The sequence below is a fragment of the Paenibacillus sp. SAF-068 genome (assembly GCF_051967555.1).
Classification (GTDB): Bacteria; Bacillota; Bacilli; order Paenibacillales; family Paenibacillaceae; genus Paenibacillus.
Window position 1 is genome coordinate 398,622 of sequence record NZ_JBQCJX010000002.1, and the last position, 21,619, is coordinate 420,240.

Consider the following 21,619-nt stretch of genomic DNA (forward strand, 5'->3'; position numbering starts at 1 on the left):
TTTATTTAGTTTGTGGGATCGAACCAATAACATTAATAGGACAGACAGGCATAATCAGGTTAATATAGTTGATTCCTTGCGCCCTCTGAGTTCCTGATAGCTGGCGATTATATTCTGATGAACGGAATGTTCGTCGGGAATTCCCATATGTTCACGGATGAAGGCAGAGACGCCATCTTCGCGAATCAGGTGTTGTAGCTTCATGGCTTCCTCGTCGCGTTCGTCATCGAACAGCATTGCGGCCGCCATAGCAGAAGTTAAATGAGGAATTTCAATTCCGAATTCACTGGCCTGAATCGCTGGACGAACAAGCCGATCATGAGGCGAGAGCTTGCGAAGGGGGGAACGCCCGACCCGGGTGACCTGATCTGTCAGGTTGGGATTGGCGAAGCGCTCCAGTATGGTGTCGATATATTTGTTGTGCTTCTGTGCGTTGAATCCATGCTTGTGAATGAGCATCTTACCCGTCTCTTCCATAACATGGCGTACCTTGGCCCGAAGGGTGGAGTTGCTCATGACCTGGCGGATCGTTTTGAATCCTTCGAGATAGCCGAAGTATGCGGCGACACAGTGGCCTGTATTTACCGTAAACATTTTACGTTCAATATAAGGTTCAAGGGAATCCACATAGTGGACACCATCAATTCTCTTAAAACCATCCAGAAGTGCTGGCCGATGAACGACCCATTCATAAAAAGGTTCAACCGTGACCTGCAGCGGGTCCTTGTGGTTTTGGGCCGGAACAATCCGGTCCACAGCTGCATTGGGGAAAGAAACATAACGTTCCGCTTTATTACGGGTTAGTTCATCCAGGAATGGATAGATGCGTTTCTTCAGCCGGGTACTGCCACCTATAGCATTCTCGCAAGCGATAATATGCAGTGGCGCCTGGTTATTGTTTTTCATGCGAAGTTGAATTCCTTTGGCGATCGGCTCAGCGATATCTCCAAGTGCAGATACACCCACGGCGGTTGTGATCAGGTCGGCTGAAGCGATCTCTTCAGCAACCAGATTCTGCTCATTTACGTTGATCGCCGTCACGTTGTTGACAATCGTTGTATCCTGTTCGCTATTGGCAAGTGTAATCGGATATTCCTGTCTTTGTTGAAGCATGGAGATTTTCTTCGGGTTACGTGCGACAAAGCAGACTTCGTAGTCGGAAGCGGACAACATATGACCGATAAAACCGCGGCCTATATTGCCCGCACCAAAATGTACAGCTTTCATGTGTGAACTCCCCCTTTAAGGATTAAATCGCGAAATTCGTGCAGACCTTAGACGGTAGTGACGAGTGGCTTCGAAATCAAATCGTTAAATGCAAGGTCGGTCAAGCAAGACAGCCGTTGGTGAGGCATATCGAATTCCAGTGTTCCAGTGATGGTATTCGAGATGACTACGCAGTGCATACCAGCCGCAGCAGCTGCACGCGCGCCGTTAGGTGAATCCTCAATCGCTACGGCTTCGTCTGCAGTTACTCCAAGGGCTTCAAGCGCTTGATTGTAGAGCTCCGGGTCAGGCTTCACATTCGCAACATCATCTGCAGTACGAATGACTTCAAAATATTCTTTCAGTTTCAGTTGTTCCAAATGCTGTTCAACCCACTCCCGTTTGGAGCTGGATGCTACAGCGAGTTTCAATCCGGATTCACGTGCTTGTTCAAGATATTCCTGAATACCAGGACGCACCTTCTCTTTGTTCATCAATGCAGCGTGCTGCAACTGAACGGACTCCCTGAACGCTTCCCGATCAATTGGAAGATTCAAATCTGTAATGAGGTACTCATATGGATTAAATGTTTTCAGACTGGTACCGATGCATTGTGAATACATCTCCAGGGTTAAATCTACGCCGTGTTCCTTGTAAGCATCACGAAAAGCAATATACCATGCTGTCTCTGTATCAATAATCGTTCCGTCGAAATCAAACACCAGTGCCTTAATCATAAATTTGTTCCTCCTGTTTCAGAATTAGTTTGGGAATAAAACAAAATGAAAATTTTCTGCAAATTCATTCTCCGTATTCATTAACCTGCGGGATATTAGTTGACGCAGTAGATCGAAAATGAATATTAATTTGGGAAAAAATATGCGTTAAATGCTAATAAAACCGTAACATAGGACAAACCGAAGGGTCAAGCGCGTCATGATTATTTACATTGAAAATTTTCACATGTATGACTTGCTTTCAGAAAATGCTGAACGTTGCAAACCGTTAAGCCTTTTGCATGTAAGCGGTGTACTGAATAAACTGTTTTTACAGACCAAAAAAATAAAACTTTTTTTATGAAAATGTGATGATCTGGCCGTTCAACAGCTTTCGACACTCTTATAATAGAAGAAATGGAGCTTCATTGATTGGATTTTATTAGCTTTACGCCACATCAGGCCCTGTGGGAGAATGGAAGAAAGATCTGAAAGTATATGGATTAAGGGAGGAAGACAAACATGCTGCAAAAGGACCGTTTCAATGGCTGCTTCATCGGGCTTGCCGTGGGTGACGCGCTCGGAACTACCGTGGAATTCAGCAGTCCGGGTACATTTGAACCTGTGACGGATATGGTGGGAGGCGGCGTATTCGGGCTAGAACCAGGGCAGTGGACAGATGATACCTCCATGGCTTTATGTCTGGCAGAAAGTTTGGTACGCAAGCCTGACTTTGATCCTGCGGATCAGATGCGCAGATACACGAATTGGTACAAGGTCGGGTATATGAGCAGTACAGGTGATTGCTTCGATATCGGCGGGGCTACGCGAAGTGCCTTGGAGAGGTTTGAGATCACTGGTGAAGCCTACAGCGGATCAACTGACCCGATGACGGCGGGCAATGGCTCTATTATGAGGCTTGCGCCTATCGCGATGGCTTATGCCAATCAACCGAACGAGGCGATCCGCTATGCCGGGCTGAGCTCTCGGACAACACATGCTGCAACGGAAAGTGTGGAGGCATGTGAAGTACTGGCTGCGATAATCGTTGCTGGTCTGCGCGGAGCGGACAAAAACGTCATGCTTATGCCGGAGACCTGCCGACAGTGGAGGAAAGAGGCTTCTTTTTCACCCGCCATTGAAGAGGTTGTTAGGGGTTCCTATCAGAGCAAAGAACCGCCCGAAATTAAGGGCAGTGGATATGTGGTTCGTTCACTCGAAGCAGCATTATGGGCATTCCATAAGTCGTCAAGCTTTGAAGAAGGCGCATTGTTAGCTGTTAATCTGGGTGATGATGCGGATACTACTGGTGCGGTGTATGGGCAGATTGCAGGTGCTTATTATGGACTAAGTGGTATTCCTGCACACTGGCGGGACAAGCTGGCTATGCGTGAGACGTTCGAACAACTAACAGAAGCCTTGTGGTTGAAGGCGACAGAAAATCGTTGATTAAGAGACAGGAGAAGAGAACATCTATGAGCACGACTGGACACAAAACAGAATTAGAGGATTTGCAGTCCGGTAAACGAGGGGCATTTCCATTGTCCCTGTTATGCCTGACGATTGGAGCTTTTGCGATTGGTATGACTGAATTTATCATTATGGGCCTGCTGCCCAATGTGGCAACAGACTTGAATGTAAGCATTCCACAGGCAGGACAGCTCATTACGGGATATGCGCTTGGTGTAGCGGTAGGGGCGCCGATCTTAACCGTATTTACGCACAAGATTCCACAGAAGAAACTGTTGGTATTGCTCATGTGCATTTTCATTATCGGGAACGCATTGTCTGTCATTGCTCCGACATACGGGTTGTTAATCTCAGCACGGATATTAACGGCATTTGCCCATGGTACATTCCTCGGTGTAGGTTCAATCATGGCAACGCGGCTCGTTGCACCCGAGAGAAGGGCAGGAGCGGTATCGGTTGTTCTCGCGGGGCTAACAATTGCCAATATCATTGGCGTCCCGTTTGGTACATTTATCGGGCAGCAACTTGGATGGCGGTCATCTTTTGGGGCAATTACAATCTTGGGTATCATTTCGTTGATTGGCATCATTCGTTTTATTCCCGTTCTCCCGCAAGGCGCACCAGCGAACCTCGCACAGCAATTTCGGAATTTGGTTCGTCCCCAAGTATTATTGATTCTGCTTGTTGGCGCGATGGGCTGTGGCAGTCTGTTTGCCGTGTTCACATATATCACGCCGATGCTTGTGGACATTAGCGGTTTTGCCGAGCAAAATGTGACCTGGATTCTGGTGCTGTTCGGGTTCGGTGTTACGTTGGGCAACATGGTTGGCGGTCGTCTCGCGGATTGGAAGCTAATGCCTTCGTTGATCGTCAACTTTGGAATCCTGGCTGTCCTTCTGGCTGCACTAACGCTTACCCTGGAGAATCCATATCTTGCGGTGATCACGATATTCTTCTGGGGTGTTGCGGCCTTTGGCATTATGCCAGGATTGCAGATTCGCATCATGAATATGACCCGTGAAGCGCCGCTGCTGGCGACAACATCAAGTCACTCCGCGTTTAACCTGGGGAATGCAGGTGGTGCCTATCTGGGTGGGTATGCAATTACCCACACGGGTCTTATATCCGTACCTGTATATGCAGCAGTTATTGCCGGATTGGGCTTGCTGGGACTGCTCTACAGTCTGTTCATGGAACGTAAACATCATGGACCAGAGGTAGTCGAGGTTACAGAGGCCGTGTCGGCAAGCTGATCATGAAATGCTTTCACCTCAATTCTTCCATTGAATATGGAGAGTTGAGGTGTTTTTTTTATGTCATGATGAGATCCGGAGAGTTCGGTAATCGAAAGGTCGGTCTGGGGGTGTGCAGAAGTATAATTTTTTAACTAAAAGGTATAGTTATTTAAGTTTTTTGGTGATGTACAAGACTTGCGAGGTGATATAATGAAGAGGTAACTGGGATTGTTTGTAAATTATGGATAGTTGATGTTGGCATCTGTATTAGGAAAGGTGATGAACAGCAAGACGTATTGGAACTTGGAAAGGAGGAACTTTATTTTAAAATGTAAGGGCTTTCAATTAATGTTTGTTTGTATCTGAAAGACCTGTGATAAGTTGGTACACGGTTTAAAATCATATTCCAAAGGAGATTGATTTTGATGAAAAAACGTCTGTCCAAGATTCTGAGTCTCTCCATCACAGCAGCACTCCTTGTACCCACGATGACGTCTGCAGCCGATATGCAGGAAACGGTAGCTCCGACTCCTATTCAGGCGGTAATAGATCAGGGAGCGTCCGGGACCATGGATAACTCGGGGCAAAATGCGCTGGCTAACACTCCGGTTGTGCCTGCACCGCCGGGTTATGATGCCTATCGAAACAATATTCCGCACGGCAATACCAATCTGATCTCCTATTATTCCACAACGGTAGGCAATACACGGAAAGCGACGGTGTATACACCGCCAGGATATTCACAGAATAAAAAGTATAACGTCCTGTATCTCTTGCACGGCATCGGCGGTGATGAGCATGAGTGGGTAAACGCCATGAAACCGAAGAACATTCTGGACAACCTGTATTCGGAAGGCAAGCTGTCAGATATGATCGTTGTCATGCCGAATGGCCGCGCCATGAAGGACGACCGTCCAATTGGTGACATTTTTGCTCCGGACAAGGTGGCTGCGTTTGAACGGTTTGAGCAGGACCTGCTCAAGGACCTGATTCCTCATATCGAGGCTAATTATCCGGTGTACAAAGACCGCAATAGTCGTGCGTTGGCCGGTCTGTCGATGGGTGGTGGGCAGTCACTTAACTTCGGATTGAAAAATCTGAATACCTTCGCCTGGGTAGGGGCCTTCTCGGCTGCACCGAATACACAATCTGTATCGCAGCTGGTGTCCAACCCGGGGCAAGTGGCTAGCCAACTGAAATTGTTGTGGATCTCCTGTGGATCGAGTGATGGCCTGTTATGGGTCAGCCAGAACTTCAAAAACGGCTTGAGCAGCTTGAACATTCCGCATACCTGGTATCTGGATGTAGGTGGACACGAGCCATCTGTCTGGAACAGCGGCTTGTATCAGTTCTCTCAACGCATTTTCAAGTAATTAACCGGTATTCCTAGGGATTCTCAGATATCTGGAATTCATATTGGATGAGCTGCAACCTCAGTTCTGTTTCATACAGAGCTGGGGTTGTTTGTTTTTATGATGAATCAAGTCATCTGAATGAAGCATATGAGGTATTATTAATTTTGGAGATGGGGTTAATGAGAGTGTAAAGATTGGTTTAATTTATTATTACATACGTATAGGTATTGTGATGAAGGAGTGGGATATGATGTTTTATTACAAAGGTGCGTTCCGTGAAACGGACAATGTGATCTATTTTAAAAGTGATGTTTCATTAGTCCAGAACGATGTTGTCCTATTTGGTGAAAAGAAGTATTTTATCGAAAGTGTGGAGAAAGAATTTCTCCTGCTTCAGCGGGTGGGCTCCATCGTTTCTGTGAGTCTGTGAAATCTTCGCAAGATCATCCCCTTTTTCGAGTGTACGTGCACTTCTGGGCCTCTGCCTACATACAATAGATCGACCCTGTTCCCATAAGTGCTCAGGCCAGATCGTTGTAAAACTGCAGGAGGTGTCATCTGTGCCCGGATTATTTACCGCAATTGCTCTGTTCATTAAAGAGTTAACGTTACTCGTCTCGTATGTCAAAAATAATGCGTTCCCCCAGCCACTGGCTGAGGATGATGAAGCCAAACATTTGCGCCTTATGGCTGAAGGCAATGCTCACTCCCGCAATCTGCTCATTGAACACAATCTGCGCCTCGTCGCGCATATCGTCAAGAAGTTTGACAATACGGGTGAAGATCAGGAAGACCTGATTTCCATCGGAACCATTGGTTTGATCAAAGCGATTGAAAGTTTTCAACAAGGCAAAGGAACGAAGCTGGCCACATTTGCCGCGAGATGTATTGAAAACGAGATACTTATGCATCTCCGTTCCCTGAAGAAAACACGCAAAGACGTATCCCTGCATGACCCCATTGGTACAGATAAAGAAGGCAATGAAATTACATTGATCGATATCCTTGGCACAGAAGCTGATGATGTCGTAGATCGGGTACAGCTCAAGATTGAAAAAAGCAAAATTTATCGCAATCTAGACATCCTGGATGACCGGGAGAAGGAAGTTGTCATCGGTCGCTTTGGCTTGGAGGCAGGCGGGGAGGAACGAACTCAACGCGAAATTGCAAAGGAACTGGGTATCTCACGCTCCTATGTATCACGGATTGAGAAGCGGGCGTTAATGAAGCTGTATCATGAGTTTTATAAGCAAAAATAGTTGTTGATTAGACCTGAGGGCGCCTTTATCGGGGCCCTTTTTACTGTGAAGCTTAAAATTGGATCTAATAGTATTTATTATTTGGGTTTATAACCTAAATAAAGGAATTTATATCTACGTTAAAGAATATCTTGTACACAGACCGATTTATTATATAAGGAGTACATCATAATGAAACAGCTTTTTCAGAAGATCCCACTTTGGTTTTGGTTCATCTGGATTATAGGGATGATTATGATCGTGTTTAACTCGATTCATTCGTATTCGAGTGTTATTAACTTGCTTGCGTTATGGATGATTAATGTTGCTAATGCGATTCGAATTTGGAAAAACGAACGACCATTAGCGATTACCTCTTTAGTCGTTGCCGTTCTATGTTTGGTTTATATTTTAATATATTTTCTTAGGTATGTATGGTAAACATGTACATAATCAGAGGTCATCTTCTACAAAGGTGGCCTCTTTGCTGTGCAAAAAAATATATAAAGAGGGATATGTATTCTGGGCAGATTATTATATGATGAGTAATAATATTTTACACCGTAGAGCGCATTTGCAGAAAGAGAGTGGTGGTTGATCATGCAGCAAGAAACGTTAACAAGGGGATTAAAGAATCGACATGTGCAATTGATGGCGATCGGAGGTGCGATCGGTACAGGTCTGTTTCTCGGAGCAGGCAAAACGATACAGCTGACAGGGCCATCCATCTTGCTGGCCTACATCATTACGGGTGTAGTGCTGTTCCTGATCATGCGTGCATTGGGGGAGTTGCTGTTAAGCAACTTGCAGTATCATTCCTTTGTCGATTTTGTACGAGATTACCTGGGAAATATGGCCGCATTTATTACAGGCTGGACCTATTGGTTCTGCTGGATATCCATTGCCATGGCTGATATTACGGCCGTTGGATTATATACGCAATTTTGGTTTCCGAACGTACCGCAGTGGATGCCAGGGTTAATTGCGCTGGTTATTTTGCTAATCATGAACTTGGCGACAGTAAAGTTGTTTGGTGAGATGGAATTCTGGTTTGCCCTGATTAAAGTGGTGGCTATTCTGGCACTTATAGTGGTTGGTTTATATATGATCTTCAAAGGTTTTACAACGGATCAGGGTCCTGCGAGCTTCACCAATCTGTGGAGTCATGGGGGATGGTTCCCGAATGGACTGCATGGCTTCATCATATCGTTCCAGATGGTGGTATTCGCCTTTGTAGGCATGGAACTGGTGGGGCTCACAGCGGGGGAAACGGAGAACCCCGAGAAGGTGATTCCGAGAGCAATTAATCAGATTCCGATTCGGGTACTGCTTTTCTACGTTGGCGCATTGCTGATTATTATGAGTATCTACCCGTGGAACGCCATTGTGCCTACTGAAAGTCCGTTTGTTCAGGTATTTGCCGCTGTGGGAATTGCGGCTGCCGCAGGCATTGTTAATTTCGTGGTGCTGACTTCCGCTGCGTCGGCTTGTAACAGTGCCATTTTCAGTACAAGCCGTATGGTGTTCTCCATGGCAAAGGATCGCAACGCACCCGAGTCATTTGCAAGACTGAATAACAGGAAGGTTCCTTCCAACGCGCTGTTTTTCTCCACAATTGTTATCTTGATTGCGATTGTTTTGAACTATATCATGCCGGAGGGCGTATTTACGCTGATTACAAGTGTGTCGACGGTATGCTTCATTTTTGTCTGGGGCATCATGGTGATCTGTCATCTCCGATATCGTCGTACTCAGCCGGAACTAGCGAGTCGGAGCCGCTTCAAACTGCCATTTTATCCGTTCTCGAACTACTTGATTTTGGCTTTTCTTGCGTTTGTGCTGGTCGTATTGGCATTGGCTGAAGACACGCGAGTGGCATTATTTGTCACGCCGGTGTGGTTTATCCTGGTTGCAGGAATTTACCTCCTCAAAAAGAGAAATTTGAGCAGTAACAGACCGTAGAACTTTGTTAACAAGTAGACCCGCCCAATCAGATTGGGCGGGTCTACTTGTTTATATTCCTGCAGCCTTTTTGCTCTCACGAATGCCTGCGTAGATCGCATCACAGATATCGGTAGTATACTTTCCCGACATTCCTTCAAGTGCCGTATTGGTGAATGCGGCAACACTAAGTTCTTCTTTTGGATCAACAAACCAGGAGTGACCATAGGTTCCGCCCATCCGCCAGGTACCCGGGGATTCCGGTGTACCAGCTGTAACAGGATCTTTAAGTAGGGTAAAACCAAGGCCGAACCCTCTTCCTGGCCAATACGGCATGTCGAGTTCACCGATTTGATTCGTGGCCATCTCGGTGGCAACAGCTTCCGTAAGAATAGGCTGCCCCCCTTGCCGCAATGTCTCAAGTAAAGTGAGAAAATCTCCGGTACTCCCAACCATTCCCGCTCCGCCTGATGGATAAGCCGAAGGTTGATTTGCACGGTTGGGGGCGAGCTGGAAACCGGCAGTACCTTCAATAAAAGGGACCTGCTCTAACTCATTATGGAGAAGACGTGGTTCTTCGGAACCATTAGCATATGCAGCGGTCAGCCGATTTGAATCCACTGCCACAAAATCGGTGTCCGTCATGCGAAGTGGATGAGTAACCAGCAATTGAACAGCTTCTCTTAGTGACAATCCGGTGACCTTTTCAATAACGGCTCCCAGTACATCTGTCGCGATGGAGTATCTCCACATGTTTCCTGGCTCATATAACAGAGGAACAGAAGCAAGCCTGTGGAGATTCTCCTCCAGACTGATTCCAGATAGATCCATTCCGTCCGAGACCCCTGCACGTTCATAAGTGCCTTGGTCTTCTTGGAAGAACCGATAGGTCAACCCAGCGGTGTGCGTCATCAAGTGCTCAATGGTTATTTCAGCATCCTGACCCTGGGCAAGCTTGGGCCGGAATGCAGGTAGCCAGCGAGTCACCGGATCATGCAGATTCAGCTTTCCTTGTGAGATCAATGCCAGAGCTGCCGTTGACACAATGGGTTTGGTTACGGAAGCTAGTCGAAACAGAGCGTTCTCATCCATGGTACGCTTTTGCTCACTGTCTGCGAAACCGGCAGCTCGCTTGTATATCACTTCTCCTCTTGATGCAACTTGTACAACGGTTCCCACAATTCTATTTTCGCTTATAGCGCGGTCTATTGCCTCATCCACATAAGCATGCAATGTGGTTATGTGTTCTTTTTCCATTCTGATCTTCCTTTCCTTCGGGGATGTGATTGATTCATTATTGTGACTGTGTTTATTATATAAATGATTATTCTTGTATTACATGGATTACTATAGGTATTATAGTGAATTATCGAATATACTTAAGGTTATTCCAGCGTATATCTTATGTATTTAAAGGGGTGTATTACATGGACGAAATAGATCAGCATATTCTGTTTCATCTGGAGAATCAGGCGAGATTATCCATGACCGAGTTAGGCAAATTGGTCGGATTATCTCAACCGGCTGTGACTGAACGAGTCAAACGAATGGAAGAAAAGGGGATTATCGAGGAATATCGTACGGTGATCTCCCCATCCAAATTAGGCAAGCAGAGCACGGCATATGTTCTTTTTCGTACAAGAGATTGTTATCCCTTCCTGGATTTCTGCCGTGCATCACCTGAAGTCGTGGAATGTTACCGGATAAGCGGGGAGTATAATTATTTGCTGAAAATCCTTACAGACACGATTCAGGGACTTGAAAAATTCGAGAACAAGTGTGACCCGTACGGTACGTACATGACCTTGATTACGATGTCTTCTCCGATTGCACATAAAAATCTGGTGGAAGGGCCGAATCTCCTGGTACAGGCAGAATAAGGTTGAAGTCTACAAAACTTTAAAATGAAATGCAGAAGAGGAGTCCACATCAAGTGAACTCCTCTTTCGTTCTGCGGGTGTCTCATGCAAAATGCCTTCCTGTTATTTTACTTTGGAAATCCATATTTAGAAGTCCGCATAGTTATGAGCAATGCAGGAATGAGCAAGATAAAAAGCGACCCGGCAAGGTAATCTGCCCCAAGTACTTCAAGAAGGACGCCCCCGATAATGCCTCCTCCGCCAATGGCCAGATTCCATGCTGTAACCAGCATCGATTGGGCGACATCCGCACTTTTGCCTCCGGCTTGAGCAATGGCAGTTTGCAGCAGTGTGGCAGCCCCGCCAAACGTAAGTCCCCAGATCATAATGCCAAGGATAATTATTACAGGTTGATGAATAGCGATTCCCATCACCACAGACGTCAGGCCGAATGCTGCCAGGCTGATGATTACTAATCTCCTCAAAAACCGGTCAATGAGCATTCCGGTCAACCAAATTCCCACAATGGAAGTGACACCGAAAATGAGCAAAATCAAGTCTACTCTGTTAGCAAATACCGTCTGGGCAAGGTACGGAGAAATATAGGTGTAAAGGATATTATGGGCAAGCATCCAGGCCAAAACAACCAACAGGATGGGCCTAACGCCCGGAATTACAAATACTTTATGCAGGGGAAGACGTTCTCCGGCTGGCTCTCCTGCAAAATCCGGCATTTTCCAGAGAACCCATACGATTAAAGCTGCGGTCAAAAGCGATACAATCCCGAAGATGAGGCGCCAGCCAATATAAGAACTGAGAAAACTACCGATGGGGACACCCAGGGCTAACGCCACCGGAGTGCCGACCATAGCCACCGCCATGGCCTTGCCTTTTAACGAATCCGGGACCATCCGACGAGCATAACCTGCTGTCATTCCCCATAACACACCCGCAGAGACTCCAGCCATGAAACGAGCAGCAAGCGTCAGGATATAATCTGAGGAAATGGCGGTAACAGTGTTAAAGACAAGAAACCCGCTAATGCATGCCAGCAGCAGAGGTCTGCGTCTCCATCCACGTGTAGCCGCAGTCAAGGGAATTGCAGCAATAAGTGATCCAATGGCATAAAGAGTCACCAACTGTCCAGTGAGGGCTTCAGTGACCCCCAAGTCTTTTGCAATTTGCGGCAGTAGTCCCGCAGGCAGGCTTTCAGTGAGGATGCAAATGAATCCAGCCATGGCTAAAGCAAGTAGTCCAGCCCACGGAAGACGTTCTGAAGATATGGAAGGCAGCTCCCTTTGCTTGGGGAGGGGTGTGTGAATGGCCATGAATAAAAACCTCTTTTCTTATCGTTTAATTCTATCCAGAACTATGCATATAAGCTTATCTGAAAAAAACAAACTTTTGCATACAGAATTAAAGGTGAGAAAGAGGCATTAACATGATATTTATTTTATTTTGTAGGTTTTTCCGTTAATTCAAAAGGATGCTGTCTGTTCAACCATTCCAGAATGAGTTCGACAGATTCCATGTACCGTTGGCCTACCAGCAAACCCGTATGGGTCGTATCCCACAGTCCGGCATATGCAGCGCCCAGCTGCTTGGCAGTTAATTGGCCTCGCTGATCTTCGTCTTCGCAGGAAACAGCCTTGATTACCAAGCTGGGGCAATGGATCAGGTCGCCATTAATGGATATTCCATTGGCTCCACACAGAATTGAAAAGGTAGCAAATGCCTTCGCAGATTCCGTTTGCAGATATTTACGCTGAAAAGCAATGTCTTCTGCCGTCTCATCGATGCTTGCAAGTTCCTGCCGGGCAGGTGCAGGCATGATGATGTCCGATACGGTCGTTCGATCTGTTTCAGGATAAGGTACGGCGTCATGGACTTCCTTACTCAGACTGGCGTCGATCACAACCAGGCCTGCGAGAGTAACGGTTTGTGCAATCTTCTGACTGAGAATCCCACCCATGCTGAAGCCGATAAGAACGGGAGGTTCGTTGATCCCGGCTAACACTTCACGAATATCCTCCAAATAATCGTCAAACGTAATCTTGGTCATGTCCATGACCCGACTCTTGTAGTGGCTTCTCAGGTTCATGACATAACAGGTCCAACCGTGCTGGACAAAATGGGGGATATATTTGCTCCACATCCAGCTGCCTGTGTATGCACCGTGAAGGAACAGCAGTGGGGGCTTCTTGGTCGTTGATTCTTGGTCATGAATCGGGGATGCTTCGAAAATCTCCAAGTGCAAATCATGTTCTCCGATTTTCTTGACCTCATGTTCCGGTAATAATTGTGTGTAATCTGTCATACCTAAAACCTCCGTTACTTATATTGATTTGATATCAAACTATTTCTCCAAAAAAAATTAGAAGTTGCCATAAATTTTGATTAAAATTCGAAGCAACTCTTTTTTCTCCGCTTCCGTCACGTCCGCATAGAAGGCGTCCAGCATGCGCTGCGAGATCTCTTCAAAGACCGGCTTTAATTCTTCGCCTTTTGCAGTCAAAGCCACATGAACAACGCGTGAATCGGTTGCATCTCGCTCCTTGACGACGTATCCTGTGCGCACCAGTTTGTCCACAAGTGCAGTCACCGTGGATTTATCCTTGCCAATTTTTTTGGCGATTTCAGCCATGGTCATCCTGTGATTGGTGCACAGGGCATAGATAATATCCCCATGGGACGTGGCGAGATCCTGAATTCCCTGCTCAGCCATCTCGGCCAGGATGAAGCGGTTGACCTTTTCTTTAATTTTGGATATGAGTGAAATAGCGTCTCTTGTTTTCATATGTGTAATATAGTTTGTTGTCAAACTAATGTCAAGCTTTGATTCATGATTTATTACATGCGCAGCATAGCAAAAGAGCAGTGAGATTTTCTTCTCCTGCTCCTGTGCTACAGTGGCTACTTGATTGGATGGGCACTCATTTCCTGTCCCATTTTCTCAATACCATCCAGAATTTGATATCCATAACCCCAGAACTGGCTGAAATCTGTGACATAGATCTGTTTGTTCTTGATTGCGTTCATACTTTGCAGGGCAGGGTTGGCATACAGATTTTGAATCAGCTTGTCAATATCCGGTGAACCGGCGTAGGCAGACAAGAGCAGGTAGTCCGGGTTCGCTGTGATCAACTGTTCAACACTGACCTCACCTTGCACGCCATCAAATGTATTTTTCAGCTTCAACAGGCCAAGGGCATCAAGCTGATACGTATCGTTCTGCATGCTGCTTACCGTAATGGTGTCTTCTGTAGCAGGTACGATGTAGGCAAAAGAATGCTCAGGCTGATCGGCTACACTGGCCTTAATGGCTGCAACACGATTCTTCAGACTCTCTGTGAATGTTGCGGCATTTTCCTGAACGTCGAAGATCTTTCCAAGTTGTGCAATATCGCTATAGAGGCTGTCGAGTGTGCCTTTGTGATTCGTCGTTTGCAGGAAGGTGCGGATATTCATGTCATTCAAACTATCGACGGTACCCACACCCCAGTCTGCATCTGCGAACAGGTCACCCCGTCCGAGTACCAGATCCGGACTTGCACCTACAACCAGTTCTTTACCTACATAATCCTTGGACAATACCGGAATTGTGGCAAAATCATCAGCCACATCGGGAGTAACGGAACCGTATAGAGCAGCAACACCGACCATTTTATCGGTCAGACCCAATTTGATGAGCATCTCGGCCGCAGATTGGGTATTCGCAACCACACGTTCCGGTGCTTTATCGAATACTTGCACTTTCGGTTTCCACTCGCCGCCCTCACCCGGGATTGTGAAATTCTCAATGGTGAGCGGGTACGTCGTTTTATTTATATTCTCAGCAGGAACTAAAGTTTCTGTCGTGTTAGCTGTTGAAGTTGTTTCTTCGGCAGGGGAGGAAGTGGAAGCATTCGAACAGGCTGCAAGCAGCAGTAACAGGAGACTTAGAGCAGCGAAGCCAATGGTTCTGGATGTGAATTTCATGAAAGGATGAACCCCTTTTCTATGTGTTTTAAATTGACAAAGATAATCATTCTCAATTATAATCCGAGAAAATGCTTTGTAAATAGCCAAGATTAATTTGTTCTACATTTTACGCGAATTGATGGGGGAAGAGATGGCACAGACGGTTCAGGTTAAGACACAGCGCATGGGAAAAAGAGAGTCTCTGATTCATAGTAAATCCGGGTTTGTTTTACTTATTGCAGCTTTAATCATGATTACGATTATCTCTGTAGGGATTGCGGTTTCCATTGGACAGGTTCGTATTCCGCTGGCGGAGTCATATCGTATTCTTTTATTCAAATTAACAGGTTTTCAGTGGGGGGCAACACCCATTGAGACAGGCTCCTTTACCGATATCATCTGGCAGATTCGTTTCCCTCGTGTGCTGATGGCGATGTTTGTTGGTGCAGGCTTGGCCTTGTGCGGTGCTGTTATGCAGGCTGCTGTGCAGAATCCGCTGGCTGATCCGTACATACTGGGTATATCCTCAGGCGCTTCACTTGGAGCAACCTTTGCGATTCTCATTGGATTCGGTGCGATTGGATGGCTTGGTCAGACGGGGGTGGCTTTCTGGGCCTTCGCCGGAGCGATGGGTGCGTCCTTACTGGTCCTGACTTTGGCAGGGATTCGGGGAAAAATGACGTCGGTCAAGCTGGTTCTTGCCGGAATGGTAATTAACGCGCTATGCAGCGCTTTTTCGAACTTTATTATTTATTTTGCCAACAATGCTGAAGGCATCAAAACGGTGACATTCTGGACCATGGGCAGTCTGGCGACTTCCGGTTGGAGCAAGCTTCCACTCGTTGGGATCGTCGTACTGGTGGCGATTCTATTCTTCCTTTTACAGTCCAGAGTTCTCAATACGATGTTATTGGGGGATGAAGCAGCCGTTACACTGGGGATTAATCTGAGTGTGTACCGCAGGGTGTACATGCTGTTAACCGCTTTGGTGACAGGTGTCATGGTGGCGAGCTGTGGCATGATTGGCTTTGTGGGACTAATCATTCCGCATATTGTAAGAGGTCTGGTGGGTTCCGACCATCGTAAAGTGATGCCTGTATCCGTGCTGTTTGGAGCCATTTTCCTCATCTGGACGGACGTTATTGCACGATCCCTCATATCCAGCGTTGAGTTGCCGATCGGGATCATTACGGCCATGATTGGTGCGCCGATGTTTATGTATATGCTGGTCAAAAAAGGCTACGGTTTTGGAGGGAATTAACATGAAGCTGAACGTAGAAAATGTATCCATCTCTGTGCTGAATACGGACATCATCAAGGACATATCATTACAGGTGAATGGCAAACAGTTCGTCGGACTGATCGGGCCGAATGGTTGTGGCAAGTCAACGCTGCTCAAGAGCATCTACAAAGTGATCAAACCGCAGCAAGGCAAGGTTTTCCTGGACAATACCGATATTCTCAGATCCAGTCCCAAGGTTGTTTCCAGACATATGGGCGTTGTCGGCCAGTTTAATGAATTGAGTTTTGATTTTACGGTGCGCGAGATGGTCATGATGGGCCGTACGCCACACAAAAAACTGCTGGAGACGGATAATGAACGTGACCACGAAATTGTGGAACAGGCTCTGGAAAAAGTACATCTGACTGGACATGCAGACCGCAATTACGTGTCTCTGTCTGGTGGAGAGAAACAGCGTGTGGTACTAGCGCGTGTTCTGGCTCAGCAACCTCAATTCCTGATCCTGGACGAGCCGACGAACCATCTGGACATCAAATACCAACTGCAGATTCTAAATATTGTCCGTGGACTCGGCATTGGCATATTGGCAGCACTGCATGATCTCGAACTCGCCGCAGAATATTGCGATTATCTCTATGTGGTGAAAAAAGGTCAGATTGTGGTCCATGGCAAACCCGCTGATATCCTGACCCGTGAAATGATTGGCGAGGTGTTCGATGTAGACTGTGAAATCTATGAAAACCCTGTTACGGGTGGCTTGGGTATTGCTTATCTGAGTACACGGTGACGATTGTGGTTCAATGTTATGGGAGTTGCTGCGGGATGACGTAGATAACTCACTATGGCAAAAGTTGCAGAAGAAATAGACCGTACCCTGTTAGAGCACTGTTGTTAAGTGCTCACAGGAGCGGTCTTTTGTTTTTTATGTGCGGAAATTCTATTGAAGCTTGGGATCGACAGGCTGAGCGTGAGCGCCTTCACTGACTTCTTCAAAAATATCTGTGGCGTTATCCCTAGCCGTGGAAGACTTGCTACTGTGTTGTTGTTGTTGTTGGGTGTATTCTTCCGTTGATGAGCTACTACCGGTAATCGCATAGCTTCGCAGCATCTCTTCCAGATCTCCAATTGTCACGGGACGAGCATGCCGTTTCAGAACGTAACCAAGTTGGCCATTGGGTTCCACCGTTGCCGTCTCCAGATCGTCTACACTGGTAATTCCGTTCTGCCGCATATGCATCTCCAGCTGATCCATCGTATAACGCATTCGTTTCAGGTTCGGAATAATGACCTTTCCATCCTCTACCACAATTTTGGAACTGCCACTCATTAACCGTTCGAAAAAATTGAATTTCAACTGCAGTTGTTCCACCACCAGCAATGTCGCAATAAATACCGATGCCGATCCAATCGCTTTGCCAAGCTCATGATTCGCAATGGGTTGCACAATCGTTGTTCCGATGGAGATCATGATGACCGTTGTGGCGACACTCATCTGCGAGATTGACTTGCGCCCTGCAATTCGCAGCAGAATCATGCCGATAAGTACAAGTAAAACAGATTTCCATATCCAGTCCATACGTATATTCCTTTCTATTCCAGTATGCTCTTTGCTTCTTAGGCTGTTCTGGAGTTGGAGGAATTATGCAGTTGGCTGAATCCATAACTATCATTCATCCCATCGGATCGTATACAATAGGGTATTGATGAAGTAAACAAAGGAGCGGGTCACAGTGGCAAAACAGAAATACTATGTTGTCTGGGAAGGTAAGAAACCGGGCGTGTACGGTACATGGGCAGAATGCAAAGCGCAGACGGATCAATATACCGGAGCTAAATATAAATCGTATGAATCGAAAACGGCCGCAGAAGAAGCATATCGTGCCGGATGGAAAGGGAACTGGGGTTCAAGTGCCGGCGGAGCGTCGAAGAAGAAATCAACGGGTAGTGGAAGAAGCGCAGGCATGGAAACGTCGGAAGAAGTGGATTACGACAGTATCTCTGTTGATGTGGGTACACGCGGTAACCCTGGACCTGTAGAATACAAAGGGGTAGACACCCGCACCGGTGAGATTATTTTCTCTGTTGGACCGATCTCCAAAGGCACGAACAATCTGGGTGAATTCCTGGCCATTGTACATGCTCTTGCACATCTGAAAAAAGAAGGCAGTACCAAAACGGTGTATACCGACTCGGTCAATGCCATGAAATGGCTGAAGCAGAAAAAAGTAGCCACGACGTTACCAAGAGACAACTCCACAGAAGAGATCTGGCTGATGATTGACCGTGCGGAGCAGTGGCTACTGACGAATACGTATAGTAATAAAGTACTCAAATGGCAGACCAAACAGTGGGGCGAAATCAAGGCCGATTACGGCCGAAAATAAGTATTTCTCTTTAAGATGAGCCCTTTATTTCTGGTCTATTAGAATCGTTATTTACAATTTCCAGTTTCCGCTCTATAATCATCTGAATATGATTAGTTAAACATATGGAGGAGCCTGTCATCTGCAGGCCCTCTTTATCTTTTTGGACCTTCGATTTACAGGTCAAGTTTACGAGAATCAGTTATTTTGAGTATATATTGCAGGAGGCAGACATGAGTTCCATTTATAGAAGTGAAGAAGGCAAGAGCAGCATACTTGAAGAGTATGAGATTTATTTGAATGAGTTGGGTGAGGAGTTTACCCGGGAGTATGTAGAGACGCGTTTTGGTAAGACGCATGTTCTACTGACAGGACCTTTGGATGGCAAGCCGTTATTTATTCTCCAGGGCGGTAATTGTGTGAATCCGATGACCTTGTCATGGTTCTCTTCTTTATTTAAAGAATACCGGATTATTGCTCCTGATACGATTGGTCATCCTGGTTACAGTGAGGAAGCGAGTATCTCGACACGGTTTGATAGTTTGGCATTATGGGTGTCGGATCTGCTTGACCACTATGATATCGAGAAGAGTGCGTTTATCGGCCCATCGTTTGGAGGAGGTATCATCCTCAGATTGGCTACCTATATTCCCGAACGCATTTCATGTGCCGTATTGGTTGCTCCTGCGGGTCTCGCGGTTAATTCCAAAATCAAAACAGCTCAGGATATCACGCTGCCGCTCGTCAAGTATCGTATGACGTCTTCACCATCTTCTTTGCAAAAAATTACAGACACCATGTCGTGCAACTGCATGAAAGAAATGGATAAAAATATTATCGGCAAGCTTTTCAAATATGTCAGTATCGATCAGGATCTGCCCAAACTCACAGAGAGGGAAGAACTGAAGAATTATACATCTCCAACCTTGTTATTGGTAGGGGAGAAGGATGTGTTTTTCCCTGCGGATAAGTGTATTGAACGTGCGCAAAAGATTATTGCGAATGTGCAAGCCATCAAATATGATACCGGCCATTTTCCTTCACAGGACGTATTGGTTCAGATGAACGAGGAAATCGGGCGTTTCTTACAGAAGAATTACTAAAAAGATGATAAAGATGGACTCAGAAATGTTTTTATCCAGTTTAATTAAGTAATTCGTCCTATCTGTCGATAGAGTATATGAGCGTGATTTTCTTCAATAGAAAAATGAGAATATGAATAAGGAACAAATTATAGAAGTTTTGATATCAAAAAAATTAACTATTTCGCGTTAAGGTGTTTCAAAATGTGTCATTTGGTTTATATAGATGGTTGGCGATGAAATGCTTACTGGTTGAACCAAATGATACATTTACGCGGAAAGTCTTCCGATCGACAAGGTTGAAAAGAGGTCTGTTATGAGAAAAGACAATTGCAAAATGGCATTGCAACGCAATGTGATTATAAATGATACATATCAGGTAAGACAGGTATTAGCCAGTAGCGAGTTGGCTATTGTATATGTAGGGCGAGATCGTAACACAGGTGCCAAGGTAGCCATTAAGGAATTCTTCCCACAGAGGCTGGCTGAACGAAAGGCAGACAAACGTGGGGTGTTCTGTTCTTCGCGAGGATACGGCGGGCAATATCAGGAGTTATTGACTGCATTTCTGCTCGAAGGTGAGCTGTTATCGAAACTGGACCATCCTCATATTGTTTCGTATTTGGACCATTTTGAAGCGAATGATACAGGGTATCTGGTTATGGAATACTGTACGGGGATTACATTGACCGAATATCTGAATGAACGCAATCATGCGCTTGATGCAGCCTTCATAACGGAGACGTTGCTTCCGTTGGTGGATACGTTGGATTACATACATAAGCAAGGCATTCTTCATCGGGATGTGAAACCTTCCAACATTATGGTCATGGAGGATGGTACACCCAAACTTCTGGACTTTGGCTCAGCTACCCGTTGGCCTATGCAATCCGGAGAGAAACAGGTGATATTTACATCGGCTGGGTATTCTCCGCTGGAATTCTATTCGGAGAAATCCAGTCAGGGACCGATGTCGGACATCTATAGCCTGGCGGCTCTGCTCCATTATTGGACGTGCGGACAACCCCCTATGGACGTGAAAAAGCGATTGTTCCAGGATGAATTGCCATCTGTTCGCTCACATAATGAGTATGTGAATCCTTGGCTCGCTCGTGTTATTCATTGGGGGCTGACGGTTCGTTCCGAGAAACGCTGTGCTTCCTTGGCCTGGGTCAGAAGCTCGCTGCGAGTTCAAGCCTGGGTATGGAAAGTGCGTAAGCCAGGTACAGTGGAATGGTCTTTAGCCGAGAATGAACATACGCAGGTCTATGAAGTAGAGTCGAAAAAGCAACATGAGACGGCTTGAGTAATCACATCGATCTATAAATGGGTATGCTTAATGAGCATATTCCTACATCCAATTCAACCAAATCGACTTGTAAATGAGGAGATTTGGTTTTTTATGATGAATTTGAAAGAACACTCTACCTCCGATACAATATTCTCATAGAGTCTGAGAGAATGGATTAAATACGGTGCAGAAATGGAGAACATCAATATGACTGAATTTATTAACGCTGACGATATTAATGACGTAATTCTGGCCGCGGCAGCAAACGAGCTGGAACAGATGGTGGACAAAATGTGTGAGCTGATAGGCACACCTCTGGAACAGACGAGTGAACTGGAGCGTCAGGTAATGGCTGCTTTTGGTTTCGGTGCGGTATATGGAATCACTCATCGGGATCAGCTAGCGGAGCCACAGGCCCATGCCTTGAGCATTCGAATGCTGATCAAACCGTTTAATTACAGCGAGCAGCAGGCGGTTGATTTTGCCGATGATCTGATTCGGGTGGCTTCCGATCGTGAGGTTCATCCGGTGATGAATACCATTATCCAACGTGGTATTGATGGACACCGCCAGTTCAATCAGGAAGACGATGAAGGATTGGAACGCAATATTCAGGAGATTTTAACTGCGGTTCAATCGCAGCAATAGACGAGTTTTATT

21 protein-coding genes are annotated in these 21,619 nt (G+C 46.0%); 13 read left to right on the top strand and 8 right to left on the bottom strand.

Annotated elements, in window-relative coordinates; genetic code table 11:
• Positions 1 to 54: 54 nt before the first annotated feature.
• Both ACTHPG_RS15725 and ACTHPG_RS15730 read right to left on the bottom strand, forming a co-directional pair.
• Entirely contained in the window at positions 55 to 1,227 is a 1,173-nt protein-coding gene (locus tag ACTHPG_RS15725; protein WP_440390526.1) for a mannitol-1-phosphate 5-dehydrogenase, read from the bottom strand.
• A 47-nt stretch (positions 1,228 to 1,274) separates the two neighbouring features.
• Positions 1,275 to 1,943 carry an HAD family hydrolase gene (locus ACTHPG_RS15730; protein WP_440390527.1) on the bottom strand — a complete coding sequence of 223 codons (669 nt, stop codon included), beginning with the start codon at positions 1,941 to 1,943 and terminating at the stop codon, positions 1,275 to 1,277.
• Positions 1,944 to 2,444: 501 nt separating this feature from the next.
• Between ACTHPG_RS15730 and ACTHPG_RS15735 the strand changes: the two genes are divergently transcribed.
• From ACTHPG_RS15735 to ACTHPG_RS15760, 6 genes are all read left to right on the top strand, one after another.
• On the top strand, positions 2,445 to 3,371 hold the full coding sequence (locus ACTHPG_RS15735) for an ADP-ribosylglycohydrolase family protein (RefSeq protein WP_440390528.1): 927 nt from the start codon (positions 2,445 to 2,447) through the stop codon (positions 3,369 to 3,371).
• Between the two features lie 26 nt (positions 3,372 to 3,397).
• Positions 3,398 to 4,645, top strand: a complete 1,248-nt coding sequence (locus ACTHPG_RS15740; protein WP_440390529.1) for an MFS transporter — start codon at positions 3,398 to 3,400, stop codon at positions 4,643 to 4,645.
• Positions 4,646 to 5,052: 407 nt separating this feature from the next.
• Positions 5,053 to 6,000, top strand: a complete 948-nt coding sequence (locus ACTHPG_RS15745; RefSeq protein WP_440390530.1) for an alpha/beta hydrolase — start codon at positions 5,053 to 5,055, stop codon at positions 5,998 to 6,000.
• 229 nt (positions 6,001 to 6,229) lie between these two features.
• Complete coding sequence (locus ACTHPG_RS15750; protein ID WP_440390531.1) at positions 6,230 to 6,412, top strand: hypothetical protein; 183 nt, start codon at positions 6,230 to 6,232, stop codon at positions 6,410 to 6,412.
• Positions 6,413 to 6,542: 130 nt separating this feature from the next.
• Entirely contained in the window at positions 6,543 to 7,241 is a 699-nt protein-coding gene (gene sigK, locus ACTHPG_RS15755; RefSeq protein ID WP_090915017.1) for an RNA polymerase sporulation sigma factor SigK, read from the top strand.
• A gap of 579 nt (positions 7,242 to 7,820) precedes the next feature.
• Complete coding sequence (locus ACTHPG_RS15760; RefSeq protein WP_440390532.1) at positions 7,821 to 9,182, top strand: amino acid permease; 1,362 nt, start codon at positions 7,821 to 7,823, stop codon at positions 9,180 to 9,182.
• A 51-nt stretch (positions 9,183 to 9,233) separates the two neighbouring features.
• Here the strand turns inward: ACTHPG_RS15760 and ACTHPG_RS15765 are convergent, their stop codons facing one another.
• On the bottom strand, positions 9,234 to 10,418 hold the full coding sequence (locus tag ACTHPG_RS15765; protein WP_440390533.1) for a serine hydrolase domain-containing protein: 1,185 nt from the start codon (positions 10,416 to 10,418) through the stop codon (positions 9,234 to 9,236).
• 170 nt (positions 10,419 to 10,588) lie between these two features.
• Between ACTHPG_RS15765 and ACTHPG_RS15770 the strand changes: the two genes are divergently transcribed.
• The gene (locus ACTHPG_RS15770) at positions 10,589 to 11,041 is read left to right on the top strand and encodes an Lrp/AsnC family transcriptional regulator (RefSeq protein ID WP_440390534.1); all 453 of its coding nucleotides are present in this window, start codon (positions 10,589 to 10,591) and stop codon (positions 11,039 to 11,041) included.
• Positions 11,042 to 11,148: 107 nt separating this feature from the next.
• Here the strand turns inward: ACTHPG_RS15770 and ACTHPG_RS15775 are convergent, their stop codons facing one another.
• The 4 genes from ACTHPG_RS15775 to ACTHPG_RS15790 form a co-directional block, all read right to left on the bottom strand.
• Positions 11,149 to 12,348, bottom strand: coding sequence for an MFS transporter (locus tag ACTHPG_RS15775; protein WP_440390535.1), 1,200 nt, complete (start codon positions 12,346 to 12,348; stop codon positions 11,149 to 11,151).
• Positions 12,349 to 12,473: 125 nt separating this feature from the next.
• Positions 12,474 to 13,337, bottom strand: a complete 864-nt coding sequence (locus ACTHPG_RS15780; protein WP_440390536.1) for an alpha/beta fold hydrolase — start codon at positions 13,335 to 13,337, stop codon at positions 12,474 to 12,476.
• Between the two features lie 57 nt (positions 13,338 to 13,394).
• Positions 13,395 to 13,841, bottom strand: coding sequence for a MarR family winged helix-turn-helix transcriptional regulator (locus ACTHPG_RS15785; protein ID WP_440390537.1), 447 nt, complete (start codon positions 13,839 to 13,841; stop codon positions 13,395 to 13,397).
• 92 nt (positions 13,842 to 13,933) lie between these two features.
• Positions 13,934 to 14,998 (bottom strand): ABC transporter substrate-binding protein, encoded by a 1,065-nt coding sequence (locus ACTHPG_RS15790; RefSeq protein WP_440390538.1) that lies wholly within the window; start codon positions 14,996 to 14,998, stop codon positions 13,934 to 13,936.
• A gap of 166 nt (positions 14,999 to 15,164) precedes the next feature.
• Between ACTHPG_RS15790 and ACTHPG_RS15795 the strand changes: the two genes are divergently transcribed.
• Both ACTHPG_RS15795 and ACTHPG_RS15800 read left to right on the top strand, forming a co-directional pair.
• Complete coding sequence (locus tag ACTHPG_RS15795) at positions 15,165 to 16,241, top strand: FecCD family ABC transporter permease (RefSeq protein WP_440390822.1); 1,077 nt, start codon at positions 15,165 to 15,167, stop codon at positions 16,239 to 16,241.
• A gap of 1 nt (position 16,242) precedes the next feature.
• On the top strand, positions 16,243 to 17,010 hold the full coding sequence (locus ACTHPG_RS15800) for an ABC transporter ATP-binding protein (protein ID WP_440390539.1): 768 nt from the start codon (positions 16,243 to 16,245) through the stop codon (positions 17,008 to 17,010).
• A 150-nt stretch (positions 17,011 to 17,160) separates the two neighbouring features.
• On the opposite strand, the gene ACTHPG_RS15805 is transcribed toward ACTHPG_RS15800, so the two are convergent.
• Positions 17,161 to 17,799: a DUF421 domain-containing protein gene (locus ACTHPG_RS15805; RefSeq protein WP_440390540.1), complete on the bottom strand. Its 639-nt coding sequence runs from the start codon at positions 17,797 to 17,799 to the stop codon at positions 17,161 to 17,163.
• A 154-nt stretch (positions 17,800 to 17,953) separates the two neighbouring features.
• On the opposite strand from ACTHPG_RS15805, the gene rnhA reads away from it, so the two are divergent.
• The 4 genes from rnhA to imm48 all read left to right on the top strand — a co-directional run bounded on the left by rnhA (position 17,954) and on the right by imm48 (position 21,607).
• Complete coding sequence (gene rnhA, locus ACTHPG_RS15810) at positions 17,954 to 18,607, top strand: ribonuclease H (RefSeq protein WP_440390541.1); 654 nt, start codon at positions 17,954 to 17,956, stop codon at positions 18,605 to 18,607.
• 212 nt (positions 18,608 to 18,819) lie between these two features.
• Positions 18,820 to 19,689, top strand: coding sequence for an alpha/beta fold hydrolase (locus ACTHPG_RS15815; RefSeq protein WP_440390542.1), 870 nt, complete (start codon positions 18,820 to 18,822; stop codon positions 19,687 to 19,689).
• A gap of 295 nt (positions 19,690 to 19,984) precedes the next feature.
• Positions 19,985 to 20,974, top strand: a complete 990-nt coding sequence (locus ACTHPG_RS15820; RefSeq protein ID WP_440390543.1) for a serine/threonine protein kinase — start codon at positions 19,985 to 19,987, stop codon at positions 20,972 to 20,974.
• Positions 20,975 to 21,166: 192 nt separating this feature from the next.
• Positions 21,167 to 21,607, top strand: a complete 441-nt coding sequence (gene imm48 / locus ACTHPG_RS15825; RefSeq protein ID WP_440390544.1) for an Imm48 family immunity protein — start codon at positions 21,167 to 21,169, stop codon at positions 21,605 to 21,607.
• The last annotated feature ends 12 nt before the right edge of the window (positions 21,608 to 21,619 follow it).

Excerpts from the sequence above, each read along its gene's own strand:
- ACTHPG_RS15745 (WP_440390530.1), top strand. The coding sequence starts at position 5,053 with ATGAAAAAACGTCTGTCCAAGATTCTGAGTCTCTCCATCACAGCAGCA.
- ACTHPG_RS15735 (WP_440390528.1), top strand. The coding sequence starts at position 2,445 with ATGCTGCAAAAGGACCGTTTCAATGGCTGCTTCATCGGGCTTGCCGTG.
- ACTHPG_RS15815 (WP_440390542.1), top strand. The coding sequence starts at position 18,820 with ATGAGTTCCATTTATAGAAGTGAAGAAGGCAAGAGCAGCATACTTGAA.
- ACTHPG_RS15795 (WP_440390822.1), top strand. The coding sequence starts at position 15,165 with ATGGGAAAAAGAGAGTCTCTGATTCATAGTAAATCCGGGTTTGTTTTA.
- ACTHPG_RS15760 (WP_440390532.1), top strand. The coding sequence starts at position 7,821 with ATGCAGCAAGAAACGTTAACAAGGGGATTAAAGAATCGACATGTGCAA.
- ACTHPG_RS15800 (WP_440390539.1), top strand. The coding sequence starts at position 16,243 with ATGAAGCTGAACGTAGAAAATGTATCCATCTCTGTGCTGAATACGGAC.
- ACTHPG_RS15805 (WP_440390540.1), bottom strand. The coding sequence starts at position 17,799 with ATGGACTGGATATGGAAATCTGTTTTACTTGTACTTATCGGCATGATT.
- ACTHPG_RS15770 (WP_440390534.1), top strand. The coding sequence starts at position 10,589 with ATGGACGAAATAGATCAGCATATTCTGTTTCATCTGGAGAATCAGGCG.
- ACTHPG_RS15725 (WP_440390526.1), bottom strand. The coding sequence starts at position 1,227 with ATGAAAGCTGTACATTTTGGTGCGGGCAATATAGGCCGCGGTTTTATC.
- ACTHPG_RS15750 (WP_440390531.1), top strand. The coding sequence starts at position 6,230 with ATGATGTTTTATTACAAAGGTGCGTTCCGTGAAACGGACAATGTGATC.
- ACTHPG_RS15820 (WP_440390543.1), top strand. The coding sequence starts at position 19,985 with ATGAGAAAAGACAATTGCAAAATGGCATTGCAACGCAATGTGATTATA.
- ACTHPG_RS15740 (WP_440390529.1), top strand. The coding sequence starts at position 3,398 with ATGAGCACGACTGGACACAAAACAGAATTAGAGGATTTGCAGTCCGGT.
- ACTHPG_RS15790 (WP_440390538.1), bottom strand. The coding sequence starts at position 14,998 with ATGAAATTCACATCCAGAACCATTGGCTTCGCTGCTCTAAGTCTCCTG.
- ACTHPG_RS15780 (WP_440390536.1), bottom strand. The coding sequence starts at position 13,337 with ATGACAGATTACACACAATTATTACCGGAACATGAGGTCAAGAAAATC.
- ACTHPG_RS15765 (WP_440390533.1), bottom strand. The coding sequence starts at position 10,418 with ATGGAAAAAGAACACATAACCACATTGCATGCTTATGTGGATGAGGCA.
- ACTHPG_RS15775 (WP_440390535.1), bottom strand. The coding sequence starts at position 12,348 with ATGGCCATTCACACACCCCTCCCCAAGCAAAGGGAGCTGCCTTCCATA.
- ACTHPG_RS15730 (WP_440390527.1), bottom strand. The coding sequence starts at position 1,943 with ATGATTAAGGCACTGGTGTTTGATTTCGACGGAACGATTATTGATACA.
- imm48 (WP_440390544.1), top strand. The coding sequence starts at position 21,167 with ATGACTGAATTTATTAACGCTGACGATATTAATGACGTAATTCTGGCC.